Here is a 12,518-nt window from a genome sequence, read left to right on the forward strand (position 1 = left end):
AAATTGAACGGCCTCATGCCCTGGGTCACTTCAAAATATTCTACTTTTTTGCACAAAATTAGATATTCCAGCTTATTTAAATATGGAATGTTGGATTTTTGCGTTTTACCCTCACAAATAGCAGCGGTTTGAAAAATATTGTCTACTACCTCGTTGTTCTTTTGACGCTCATGCTGCTGAACGGCTGTTCATCAGAAAGTCACTCCTGGACAAGCAAGGCTTATCATAACACAACCGCGCATTACAACGGTTATTGGTACGCGCGCGAAGAGCTCGACAAGATCGACAAAGATATTTGGGCCGCCTACGAGGACGACTACAATCGCATCTTGCGGTTGTACCCACCGCTGGATTCGGCACAGGCAAAAGGCTATGACAAAGAAATACAGGAAACCGTCAAAATGGCTTCCCTCGCCATACAACGGCATCCCAACAGCAAATGGGTAGACGACGCGTATATCCTCGTGGGGCGCGCGCGCTTTTACAGCCTGGACTGGGGCAACGCTATCCAGACGTATAAATACGTCAATACCAAAGGCAAAGATCTGGACACACGCCACCGCGCCATCATTCACCTGGTGCGCACCTTTACCGAGCACCAGGAGTTCAACAACGCACAGGCCGCCATCGACTTTGTGCAGAAAATGCCGCTGACCAAAACAAACAAAAAACACTTGCTGCTGGAGAAAGCTTACTTCTACCAGATGCAGGGCGACCTGGACAAGATGGTCCGGAACCTGAGTGAAGCCGTACCGTTGTTGAAGAAGCGTGACAAGCCCGGGAGAATATACTTTATCATTGGGCAAGTCTATCAAAAGCTTGGCTTCGAAGCTGAAGCTTATAATTTTTATAAAAAATGTATTGCCACCAACCCCGAGTATGAGGTGGATTTTTATGCCCGCCTCTACCTGGCGCAGGTAACAGAAATATCGCGGAGCAAGGACGTGAACGCCGCGCGGAAGTCGTTTAGGAAGCTGTTGAAAGACGGCAAGAACAAAGACTTCAAAGACAAGATCTACTATGAGATGGGCGTGTTTGAGCTCAAGCAGAAAAACCTGGACGAAGCCATTGCCGACTTTAACCGGTCTGTGCGTGCTGGTAATAACAAACGAATCGACGGCGAAGCTTATCTGCGTTTGGGTGAGATTTATTATGACACACTCCGCCAGTACCAACTTTCACAAGCCTACTACGATAGTGCTATTAACTCCCTGCCCAAAGACTACGAAGGGTATGCGCGCATAAAAGCCCGCCAGGAAGTTTTGAACGAGTTTGTCAAACATCTGAATACCATCAAATGGCAAGACAGCCTGTTGGCCTTAGCCACCATGGACACCGCCGCACTGCGTGCCCAGATCAAGTCCAATTTTGAAACTAAAAAACGAGAAGAGGAAAAACGTGCCGCCGCTGAGAAGAAACGACGGGGTGGCAATCGCATCGATATTTCGGGCAATTCCAATCCGATCTTTGCGAACGAAAATGGCGAAGAGCAGGAAGTCGATTGGTACTTTGGCAACCCCTCGGCTATGGCCATGGGCGAGACTGAGTTTAAACGCGTGTGGGGTAACGTGCCCCTGGAAGACAACTGGCGGCGGTCGCTTCGTTCTGCTACGGCGAACGATAATGAAGTGGACGAGACCGCGCCCGACGATCCGAATGTACAACAGCCCACCAACACAGCTCCGCCGGCCGACCCCGTGGCGGCTGAGTACGATCGCCTGGACCAACAGATCCCCCGCACAGAAGAACAAAAACAAGAGGCCCTCGCCAAGATCGAAGATGCTTACTTCAAGCTGGGAGACATCTATTACTTCAAGCTGCAAGAGCCTGAGAACGCTGTGACGACATACAACACGCTGCTGAAACGATTCCCCGAAACCAAGCACGAAGCAGAAGTCCTGTATAAACTTTACCTGATCTACAAAGACAGTGATCCCAGCAAGGCAGAACAATACGCCAGCTTATTGTTGAGTAAATACCCCGATTCTACGTTTGCCAAACTGCTGAAAAACCCTAACTACCTGGCGGAGTCGGAGCAAGCCGGTGAAAAGCAAAAGGTACTCTACAAAGATGCCTACAACCAGTATACCGAAGGTGATTACACTGCCTCCAGGCAAACCATCGATGAAGCGCTGGCACTAGGTCAAACGACGTTTGTGCCCAACCTGGAACTATTGCAAGTATTAATTATTGGCAAAACCGAGAACGCTACGCAGTATCAGTACAGCCTGGAAGAATTTATCAAGAAGTATCCGGAGGCAGCCATTACAGAGTACGCAAAAACGTTGCTGCAGTCGTCGCGCGATTTCCAGACCAAGCAGGAACGACGCATGGGCATACAGTACATCCGCTCGCTGGAAGAGCCGCACTACTTTATCATGATCTACCGGAAGGATGAGAAGCTAAGCGACGTTGCCTCGGCCGTGTTGGACAAATTCAACCTGGCAAGCTTCAAAGACCTGTCGCTGAAAACCAGCAATCTTATTTTAAACGACGACTACGCACTGACGATGGTCTCGGAGTTGCCGCGTGTCACCTCTGCCATTGAGTATGCGCAAACATTTAAAGCCCAGGTTTCAAAGCTCACGGAGCTACAAAACCATAAATTCAATACCTTTGTAATCACAAAAGATAATTTCGATATCTTCTACCGAACTAAAGGTCTTGATGAGTACATCCAATTCTTCCAAAAAAACTATCCAGCAGAAGCTCAGTAGTCTCCTACGCATACAGCAACCCTGGTTTGGGAAAGTAGTAAAAGGTATCTGGATCTTATTCCTGTGCATAATCCTGGGATTTCCGCTGTACGTTTTTTCGGTAGGAATCGATCTGTTCGGATTGTTCGGCGGCATGCCCAGCCTGAAGGCGATCGAGAACCCGGAGAACGACCTTTCTTCGGAAGTGATTTCCGCCGACGACGTCTCGCTGGGACGCTACTTCCGGTTTAACCGAAGCCAGGTAACATACGACCAGCTTTCACCCAATCTTGTCAAGACCCTCATCTACTCGGAAGACCACCGCTTTTACGATCACGCAGGCATGGACTTTTGGGCCTATCCACGGGTGGTCTGGGGGTTGATGACCTTCAACAGCAAAGGTGGTGGCAGTACCATCACGCAGCAGCTCGCGAAAAACCTGTATACGCTTGACCTCGACGGCCCCCTGGCCCGACTGGGCAAAATTCCTCGTCGCATTGTCCAAAAAACAAAAGAGTGGATCATCTCCATTCAACTGGAAAAGAACTACACCAAAGAGGAGATCATTACGATGTACCTCAACACGATCGAGTTCAGCAGCAACGCCTATGGCATCAAAGTGGCGTGTGAGACATACTTCAATAAGTTACCCAGCGAATTAAACGTACAAGAGGCTGCTGTAATGGTGGGCATGTGTCAGAACCCTTCGCTGTTCAACCCGCACCGCTTTCCGAAGAATGCGCTCAACAAACGAAACGAGGTACTCTATAAGCTCTACGATCACAAATTCATTTCGCGCGTCACCTACGACTCGGTTCGCGTGCTACCGATCGACCTGAAGTTTGCCGTACAAAACCAGAATCAGGGACTCGCTCCTTACTTCCGCAACGTACTGCGCAATGATCTGATCGCCTGGTGTAAAGAACATGGCTATGACCTATGGGAATCAGGTCTCAAGATTTACACGACAATCGACAGCCGCATGCAGCGCTATGCGGAGGATGCCATGCTTGAGCACATGGCTAAACTACAGAAACAATTTGACCGCGAGTGGAAACAACGCAGCCGCAATCCGTGGGTTGACGAAGAGACCGGGCAAGAGATCAAAGGCTTCCTCGACAAAAAGGTCAAACGCACGGAAGCTTATCGCAACCTTGTAGACCGCTACGGCGCGGGGTCAGACTCGGTGAACATCATGCTTCGTGTCAAGAAGCCCATGACCGTCTTTACCTATGCCGGCGAACGCGACACACTGTTCAGCACAATGGACTCGCTGAACTACTACAACCGCTTTCTTCAAACCGGCCTGATGTCAATGGACCCAAAGACCGGCGCCATCAAAGCCTGGGTAGGTGGCGTGTCGCATAAGTATTTCAAATATGACCACGTACGCCAGGGCGCTCGTCAACCGGGTTCTACCTTCAAACCCTTTGTATATGGCACCGCGATTGAAGCAGGCTACTCACCTTGCCTGGAGCTGCTCGACATCTCACCGACCATCAAAGTTTCCGGTGGTACCTGGAGCCCATTAAACTCGGATGGCACGCGCGGCAGTGGCGAAAAAATGACCATTCGTAAAGCGATGGCGCGTTCGATTAACTCCATCACGGCACAAATGATGGAACGCGTAACACCTCAAAATGTAGTGGACTTTGCTCATCGATTGGGCATTACCAGTAAGCTGGATGCTGTACCATCATTATGTCTTGGCACCAGCGATGTTACGCTGTATGAAATGGTGGCGGCATATTGCACCTATGTAAACCTCGGCATTTATACTCAGCCGTATTACATCACGCGCATTGAAGACAAAAATGGCAATGTACTGGAAAACTTCGTTCCCAAAACCCGCCAGGCGATGGACGAACGCACAGCCTACAAAATGATCTATATGCTACAAGGTGGTGTGCAAGAATCAGGTGGTACTTCGCTCGGCTTGAGCTATGACCTCCGGACCAACAACGAGGTCGGCGGTAAGACCGGTACCACCGACAACGCCTCTGACGGTTGGTACATGGGCATTACACATAACCTTGTCACCGGTGCGTGGGTAGGCGGCGACGAGCGCAGTATTCACTTCCCGTCCTGGAGCTTTGGCCAGGGTGGTAAAACAGCCGCTCCGATTTGGGACAAGTATATGACGCGCGTATACCGTGACAAAGAACTTGGCTATGGAAAAGGTGTCTTTCGAAGACCGGCCATGGGTCTTGATATAACGCTCGACTGCAGCCAACATAACAGCACTTCTACCGATGCGCAGGATTCAGAAGACGAGCAAGTCTGGCAGGTTCCGAATAACTAATTGGCAGACATTCTATGGACGACATTAAAGATGCGGTAAGCCGGCTGCCGGAGTCTCCGGGGGTTTACCGTTTCTATAGTGCCGAAGATGTGCTGATCTACGTCGGCAAAGCCAAAAGCATCAAGAAACGCGTCAGTAGTTACTTTTCGAAAAGCACGGGCGTAAACAGAAAAACTCTCCGACTGGTCTCTGAGATCCGGCGCATTGACTATACGGTATCGAACTCCGAATTCGATGCCTTGTTGCTGGAGAACAATTTCATCAAACAAAACCAGCCTAAGTATAACATCCTCCTCAAGGACGATAAAACCTTCCCCTATATCTGCGTCCTGAAGGAACGTTATCCCCGCATCATCTATACGCGCAAGTATCTGCCGGAGCAAGGAGAATATTTCGGCCCGTACTCCAGCGTCGTGGCCATGAAGAATGTATTGGAGCTTGTGCGCAAGCTCTATACCATACGCACCTGCTCGTTGCTGCTCAGTGAACAGAATGTGGCGCAAAAGAAGTTCAAGGTGTGCCTCGAGTTTCACATAGGCAACTGTAAAGGACCGTGCGAAGGTTTACAGGCAGAAGAAGCCTATATGGAAGAGATTAGTCAGGCGCGCTATATCCTGAAAGGAAACCTCAGCGTTGTATACAATCACCTGAACAACCAGATGAAAGGCTTTGCAGCCAACCTGGAGTTTGAACGCGCACAAGCTGTAAAAGAAAAGGTTGACACCCTGGAACGTTTCCAATCGAAGTCGCTGGTGGTAAACCGCGACGTGACCGACATCGACGTCTTTACCATTACGAGCATCGAAGCCTATGCCTACGTTAACTATCTCCAGATTATAGAAGGCTCTATTGTCTTCTCTAAAACTGTTGAGCTCAAGAAGAAACTCGACGAGCCCGACGAGGAGTTGTTAAGCCTTGCGGTGGCTGAATTGCGTGAGCAAACCAATAGCAAGAACGAGGTCATCCTGAGCAACCTGGACATCACGGTGTTGGAAGAGGGTGTTGAAAATGTAGTCCCCAAGATTGGCGACAAAAAGAAGCTTATTTTCCTGTCGCTAAAAAATGCACTGGAGCTTAAGAAGGAAAAAGAGATTTTCCGTGAAGGCAAGAAGACAAAACAACAAGAGGTCCTGACTATCCTACAGAAGGATATGAAATTGCCTACGTTACCTAAAGTCATCGAATGCTTTGACAACTCTAACCTGGGAGGCACGTCGCCTGTAGCATCCATGGTGCGCTTTGTCGATGGTAAGTCCGAACGAAAGGGCTACCGGCATTTTAATATCAAAACCGTAGAAGGGCCAGACGACTTTGCCTCTATGAAGGAGATCGTAGGTCGCCGCTATAAACGCATCCTGGAAGAAGGCCAACCTTTGCCTGATCTGATTATCGTCGACGGTGGTAAAGGGCAGCTTAGCAGCGCTTGTGAAGCCTTAAAAGAGTTGAACATCTACGGCAAAGTACCGATTGCAGGCATTGCCAAACGGCTGGAGGAAATATACTATCCCGAAGATCCGTTCCCGCTTCTCATCAGTAAAAAATCGCCGGGCCTCTTGTTATTACAGCAGATACGCGACGAAGCGCACCGGTTTGCCATCACGTTCCACCGCTTGAAGCGCAGTAAAAAACACTTCAGCTCGGCGCTGGAAGGTATAGAGGGGATTGGTCACAAGACAGCCGAAAAATTGCTGAAGCACTTTAAGTCCGTGAAGAAGATCAAAGAAGCCTCGATAGAAGAGATAGCTGCTATTATTGGTCAGAAGAAGGCCGAAGCCATGAAACGATAGACCCCAGCAGGTAATAAAAAAAGGGAAGCTTTCGCCTCCCTTTTCAATATCAAAAAAACAAAACTTAAAACTCCCAGAGATTGTGCTCTTTCTCCATGAGCATCATTTCGGTCCACTCGCGTGCCCATACGCCTTCACGATAAGGACGGCCGTTAGCACGGTAGGTGTCGTCAATAGTCTCATCATCCGGATTTTGAACTTTATAGATCGTTCCGTGGAAGAGTCTCAGCAAGAAAGCATCGGCGAAGTTCTTGTTCTGAGCAGTGTTCTGCCAGTTGAACCATACCGCTTTCGGGATGTTATTGCGGAACAGTTTCTCGAGGTCCTTGTACTTAAACCAACCCAACGACACGTCGATGTTTGTGTTGGTTTTTGCACCGGGAATGATCAGCTCGATGGCCTGAATGTCATAGTAGAGTCTTGATCTTCTTCTGTCGAAGATGATATCCTCACACATATGGGCATTGCTAATATCATTCACCATGTACTCGAGACCGCTGCCTTGTGAAGTTGCAGCCCAGTCATCACCGGCGTTGTCCGCACCCGGTGTTACACCACGGTTGTCACGCAGGGAACGGTAGTTCTTACCGTTATAGGTGATCACGTCGTCGGTATAAAAATCGCGGTTCGGATCCCACTGATCATAGGTCTGTGCCTGCTCAGCCACCAAACGGCCCAGAAAGTCTTGCTTAGAGACTTTCGAGGTCAGAGAGTCGCTGGCATAAACATCCGTCAACTCGCCAGATTTTACAGCGTCGATGATCAGCCGGGTTAATTCGCCATTTTTGGCGAAGAAGCCTTTGTTCTGCTTTTCACGCAGATCGATATTCCGCCACACACGCACTTTGTAGTGTTGCTCGTAGACAGGAATAGGGTTCAGTGAGTTCGGGTTGTACTGAACCTCCAGGTCCTGTACTTCCTGTGCTCTTGCTATAAAGCACGCTGCCGAAAGCGCTGCAAAAAATGCTATCTTCTTCATCTGTTTATTAATTCACCGGTACAATGATAATACCATTCGAACCTTTCGGGACAATCTTTTCTTCGTCGTCACGGAATGTTCTACGGGCCGCATCTTTGATATCAATAACGATACGGTCGCCAGGGCGGGCTTGGCCTGCCCATGAACGCAAGTCGGGGTTACCGTTCGTTGCAGTCAGACGCTGTACACCAGCTGTTCCACGACCAAGGATAACCTCAGCACGCTTGATGGAATAACGAGCATCCTTCGGAACTTCTTCTTTGAAGTTTGCTTCCGGCTCAGCAGCAAAACGCAGGGCGGCAAGTTGATTGGCACGGATACCGTTGCGCAAGTCAACCGGGTTGTTACCCACGTATGCTACGTACTTCGGATCTGGCACGTTCTTCACGTCGAACGGCTGATCACCGATCGTAGCGCCACCGTTGCTTACCGTTACTTTGATCTTCCGTTGTTTCGGAATGATCGTTACACGGCCGGGCTTGTCACCTTTGATGATGTCAGCACCGCCGTTTGAGTTAAACGAAGGGTTATAGTTCGTGCCGAGCGAAGGAACTTCGATGTTCACCGTGTTACCACAGTTCATATACAGAGTAGGAGCGTTACCAGTCGTTGCTTTAATAACGGGTTGTGCCACCATGTACTGAATGTCTTGCTCGTACGGCTTGCCATCGATCATGATCCGGGCTTTGAAAGACTGTTTCGAGAAACCGTCTTTGTCATAGCTTCCACCTTTCGCGGTGAATTCTACTTTACCCATCTTCACACCGGACGGATCGTCCATTACCTGCAGTTTCTGACCGTTGTAGTACATCTCAGGCACCAGGCCAGAAGCCGAGGCCGTGATGAACATGTCAGCCTGGTATTTAGCACCTGCTGCCACGATCGAAGATACAGGACGAACCATCGGAACGATACGGTCGAACTTCACTACACCAGCACCAGCTTTCTCAGCCAGAATGGTCAGTGCCTTCGCTTCTTGCTCCAATACTTCAGTTTGGATCTGCGTTACGGAAGCGTAAGCCGCTACCGCAGGCGTGTTTTCAAACGTGAAGGTCAGAAAGTCTTTGTTCTTGTGCTTCTCGTTGTCTTTGAAAGCTGCCATTTGATCGGGAGACTTCGTCAGCGTTTCGAATTTACCACCCGTCAGCTTTTCGAGCTGCTTGCGGTATTCTTCAAGCTTCTTCACGAACTCGACACCTACGCCGGCACCATCTTTTTTATCGATCATCATCGTCGCTATTTTCGAGCTGTGATCGTTGATGAATTGTTCGTCGACACCTTTAGCGCCGGCTTCGGCGAGCATCTTTTTCTTAACTTCTTCGATATAAGCCACGGTCACTTTTGACTGCTTCCGTACTTCCTGGGCATTCGCTACGGCTTGCTTTACAGCTGCGTCGTCGCTCTTGCCACCGTCTTCCACTATCTTTCCAAGTTGAGCATCGTTCTTGGTATTCCCATCACCAATCAGCGACTCAAGCGTGCTGTTGATGATAGCGAATTTCTCCAGAACGGCATTGCTCACCTGCAGCGCCAGAAGTGCAGTCAGTACGAGATACATCATACCGATCATCTTCTGCCGCGGGGTTTCCTTTCCACCTGCCATTGTTGGTTGTTTTTTTAATTAAACGTTAAAAAACAGTCAATCGTATTAATTCTGTCCGCCACCTTTCATGGCCGTCAGCATGCTGCCGTACACTTTGTTCAGGGCAGTCAGGTTATCAGAAAGTTTACCAAGTTCTGATGTGAATTTAGCGGTGTTGTCACCAACCTTCGACAGACCTTGCATAGCACCTGTCAGGCTTTCATAGAACTTGTTCATATTCTTCACGTGGCTGTCGGCGTCCTTCAGCTCCATCTCATATACTGAGTTCAGGGCAGCGAGGTTCTTCGTTACTTTCTGAACTTGTGAGTGGTACTCACCAGCGTCTTTCGATGCTTCAGACATGCTGGACACAGCCTTGATAGCAGTATCGTAAGACTTGTTCATTTCCACCAGCTGTGTAGAAGCTTTCTTCACGTTGTTTGCATAGTCGTTTGTAGCGACAGCAGCGTCAGAAAGAGTCGACATTTTCTTAGCAGACTCAGCCAGGTTGTTCAGGCCTTTGCCGAGGCTATCCAGCAGCTCAGGACCGATCTTCGCTTTCTCAAGTGAAGCATCCAGTTGCTGAGACAAAGAAGCGCCAGCAGGTTTATTAGAGATACGAGGCGAAGTAGTAGGAGCTTCGTAGTCTTCAGAAAGTTCAGGATATACTTTTGACCAATCTGGTTCCTGGTGAGGCGGCTCGAATGCGCTCAGGAAGAAGATCACAGCCTCTGTCAAGAGACCGATCATCAGCATCTGGTCAGCACCGGTCAAGTGAAGAATTTTAAATAACGCACCCACGATTACAACTGCCGCACCAATACCATAAACTTTGGGCATTATGGTCTTGAAGAGAAGTTCGGCAAATCCGCCTTTTTTCTTGCTCATTTTAGTAATGGTTTAAGTTTTTTGCCTTTTGATATTAAAAAATAGAATAGAGTTTCTGATTGTTAAAATTCCTGACCTGACGAGCGGCCTAAGTGGGTCATTGCACAGCGGAACCCAATATAAGCGCGCGTTGAGTCTTTGAATTCATACGTACGTGTGCCTGTTTCGAGGTAGTAAGCCACATCTTTCCAGGAACCACCGCGTACCACTTTCTTAGGAGGAACACGTGGGTTGTAAGCTGAGCTCTCCGGGTTGGTTCTCGGATCGATGTACTGCGGGTTCAAGTCCCACACGGTCGGTACAGAAGCAGGGTTGAAGTCATCTAAACACCATTCTGAAACATTTCCTGCCATGTCGAACAGACCGAAGTCGTTGGGGAAATAGGACATTGCAGGAGATGTGTAGGCAAAACCATCATCATAGAAGTTACCACGGCCAGGTTTGAAGTTTGCCAGCATACATCCTTTAGAGTTACGGATGTACGGGTTACCCCAGGGATATTTGGCCATGTCACGGCCGCCACGGGCGGCATATTCCCATTCTGCCTCAGACGGCAGACGGAAGGCAGGCATTTGGAAATCGCCTACACTTTTGCGGTAGTCGTTCAGGTAAGCAGTTCTCCATTTTCCAAAGAAAACAGCAGCGTCCCAGTTGATACCCACAACCGGGTAGTCGTCGTAACCCGGGTGCCAGTAGTAGTAGTCCTGAATAGGGTCACCCATGTGGTGAGCAAAGTCACGCACCCAGGCGGCAGTATCGGGATAATATTTCTGACGGAACGTTTCAGCATCGACTGTCTCGAAGCCTTCAATGGTACCGTTGTCTACCAGGAAGAAGTTTGTGAATTGACGGTACTCGTTGTTGGTAATTTCTGTATCGTCCATGAAGAACGAACCGATGGTTACCTGCTTGTTGAAGTTGATTTGAGTGGATGCAGGATCTTCGTCTGCCTGACCCATGTGAAACGTACCAGCGGGAATCGGAACCATCCCGTAGGGAATTGTCATCACCCAACCTTCGCGGCCGGGAACTCCGACGAGTTCACCCTGATCGTTTCCGCCACCTTTACCACCTCCAAGACCCAGGAGGCCACAAGCACTGGCCACTGCGCCCGAAAGCACTAACACTACTTTTGAAAGAACCTTATTCATACTGCTATCTCAGGTTTGTCTACGGTGAATTTTTAGAGGACGAAAGTTAATTGTATCAGCTTTATTTTTTTGAAGAAAGTAAATGCAAATTCATTAAAATCTTAAAAATACCAAACTCAGTGCCGCTTAATGCCTGTAGCGAGGGGTTCGAACGACTTTTTTGCCGCTGCCCGGATTGACAGGTAATTCATAACTCAGCATGAACTCAAGCGAAAAATTATCTTTGGCATCACGGTCTTTGACGATGAAGTCAATGCCACTACCTAACTTGAGTGATTTATCTTTTAAAAGTGCATATCCTAACAGTAAGCTACCGGCCTCTCCTTGTCTAAACGCAAGGCCTCCCCACATCGTATCTTTCAAATAGCCAATCGTTGCAAAATCTATCTGCGTACGATTCAAATCCGAGCGAACGGCTGTGCTAAATTGTACACGTAAATCAAAGCTTACGTCATAAAAGTAGCCGCCGGTAAAGTTGATGTGGTTTTCCAATGCGCTGCGCACACCATCTTCACCAAAATCAAATTCAGAACGCAACAAGTGGTTAAAACCAATACCGAGATAATATTTTTCCGTACGGTAAAACGCGCCCAGGCCCAGGTCCGGGCGAATCTGCGACTCTTTGCCGTGCTTCAACAGCGGGTCATCGGGATTCGTCGCACGGTATACTTCCCAATCAATCGCTTGCGAGTATATACCTGCTTTGATACCTAAGCTAAGTTTCGTGTCTTTAATACCCAGGTGATACGCGTACATCGCTTGTGCTTCCAGGTTGTTTTGCGGTCCAAGCTTATCGTTCATGACGTAAGCACCAAACCCGCTGCGCAGTTTGAAGATGGGTGTGTTGAAGCTTACCATCTGTGTTACGGGAGCGCCACCATCATTGAAGCTTGACTGGTACCCGAGCCATTGGCTACGGTGTACTGCTGTGAGCCTCGTTACACCGTCTACACCAGCGTACGCAGGAGTCATGTATAAGTTATTAAACATGTACTGCGTGAACAGGGGATCTTGCTGAGCAAAAACACCGGATCCAGCCAGGGCCAACAGGAGGGTATAAAAAGTCTTTTTCAGCATTAAGGTTAAAAAGTAGAATTTAAAGTAAGCGCTTTTTTACGACACAGTCAATCTAA

Annotated in this window: 8 protein-coding genes; 3 read left to right on the forward strand and 5 right to left on the reverse strand. The window is 48.7% G+C overall.

Annotated elements, in window-relative coordinates:
* Positions 1-128 precede the first annotated feature (128 nt).
* The 3 genes from porW to uvrC are packed head-to-tail and all read left to right on the forward strand — an operon-like array spanning position 129 to position 6,785.
* Positions 129-2,717 (forward strand): type IX secretion system periplasmic lipoprotein PorW/SprE, encoded by a 2,589-nt coding sequence (gene porW / locus KK062_RS00875; RefSeq protein ID WP_254082341.1) that lies wholly within the window; start codon positions 129-131, stop codon positions 2,715-2,717.
* Positions 2,668-4,998 (forward strand): transglycosylase domain-containing protein, encoded by a 2,331-nt coding sequence (locus KK062_RS00880; protein ID WP_254082342.1) that lies wholly within the window; start codon positions 2,668-2,670, stop codon positions 4,996-4,998. The genes porW and KK062_RS00880 overlap by 50 nt, the downstream gene beginning before the upstream one ends.
* 14 nt (positions 4,999-5,012) lie before the next feature.
* Positions 5,013-6,785 (forward strand): excinuclease ABC subunit UvrC, encoded by a 1,773-nt coding sequence (gene uvrC, locus KK062_RS00885; protein WP_254082343.1) that lies wholly within the window; start codon positions 5,013-5,015, stop codon positions 6,783-6,785.
* Positions 6,786-6,849: 64 nt separating this feature from the next.
* On the opposite strand, the gene KK062_RS00890 is transcribed toward uvrC, so the two are convergent.
* The 5 genes from KK062_RS00890 to KK062_RS00910 all read right to left on the reverse strand — a co-directional run bounded on the left by KK062_RS00890 (position 6,850) and on the right by KK062_RS00910 (position 12,462).
* Positions 6,850-7,764 carry a gliding motility protein GldN gene (locus KK062_RS00890; RefSeq protein WP_254082344.1) on the reverse strand — a complete coding sequence of 305 codons (915 nt, stop codon included), beginning with the start codon at positions 7,762-7,764 and terminating at the stop codon, positions 6,850-6,852.
* 7 nt (positions 7,765-7,771) lie between these two features.
* The gene (porM, locus tag KK062_RS00895; RefSeq protein ID WP_254082345.1) at positions 7,772-9,367 is read right to left on the reverse strand and encodes a type IX secretion system motor protein PorM/GldM; all 1,596 of its coding nucleotides are present in this window, start codon (positions 9,365-9,367) and stop codon (positions 7,772-7,774) included.
* A 45-nt stretch (positions 9,368-9,412) separates the two neighbouring features.
* Entirely contained in the window at positions 9,413-10,234 is an 822-nt protein-coding gene (gene porL, locus KK062_RS00900; protein ID WP_254082346.1) for a type IX secretion system motor protein PorL/GldL, read from the reverse strand.
* A gap of 62 nt (positions 10,235-10,296) precedes the next feature.
* Positions 10,297-11,385 carry a T9SS ring complex lipoprotein PorK/GldK gene (porK, locus tag KK062_RS00905; protein WP_254082347.1) on the reverse strand — a complete coding sequence of 363 codons (1,089 nt, stop codon included), beginning with the start codon at positions 11,383-11,385 and terminating at the stop codon, positions 10,297-10,299.
* A gap of 126 nt (positions 11,386-11,511) precedes the next feature.
* Entirely contained in the window at positions 11,512-12,462 is a 951-nt protein-coding gene (locus tag KK062_RS00910) for a PorP/SprF family type IX secretion system membrane protein (protein WP_254082348.1), read from the reverse strand.
* Between the last annotated feature and the right edge of the window lie 56 nt (positions 12,463-12,518).

The organism is Dawidia cretensis, assembly GCF_018598175.1.
Lineage (GTDB): Bacteria > Bacteroidota > Bacteroidia > Cytophagales > Cyclobacteriaceae > Ohtaekwangia > Ohtaekwangia cretensis.

What these genes read in the sequence shown, in the direction of transcription:
- KK062_RS00880 (WP_254082342.1), top strand. Translation starts at nt 2,668, where the DNA reads ATGAGTACATCCAATTCTTCCAAAAAAACTATCCAGCAGAAGCTCAGT.
- uvrC (WP_254082343.1), top strand. Translation starts at nt 5,013, where the DNA reads ATGGACGACATTAAAGATGCGGTAAGCCGGCTGCCGGAGTCTCCGGGG.
- KK062_RS00890 (WP_254082344.1), bottom strand. Translation starts at nt 7,764, where the DNA reads ATGAAGAAGATAGCATTTTTTGCAGCGCTTTCGGCAGCGTGCTTTATA.
- porM (WP_254082345.1), bottom strand. Translation starts at nt 9,367, where the DNA reads ATGGCAGGTGGAAAGGAAACCCCGCGGCAGAAGATGATCGGTATGATG.
- porL (WP_254082346.1), bottom strand. Translation starts at nt 10,234, where the DNA reads ATGAGCAAGAAAAAAGGCGGATTTGCCGAACTTCTCTTCAAGACCATA.
- porK (WP_254082347.1), bottom strand. Translation starts at nt 11,385, where the DNA reads ATGAATAAGGTTCTTTCAAAAGTAGTGTTAGTGCTTTCGGGCGCAGTG.
- KK062_RS00910 (WP_254082348.1), bottom strand. Translation starts at nt 12,462, where the DNA reads ATGCTGAAAAAGACTTTTTATACCCTCCTGTTGGCCCTGGCTGGATCC.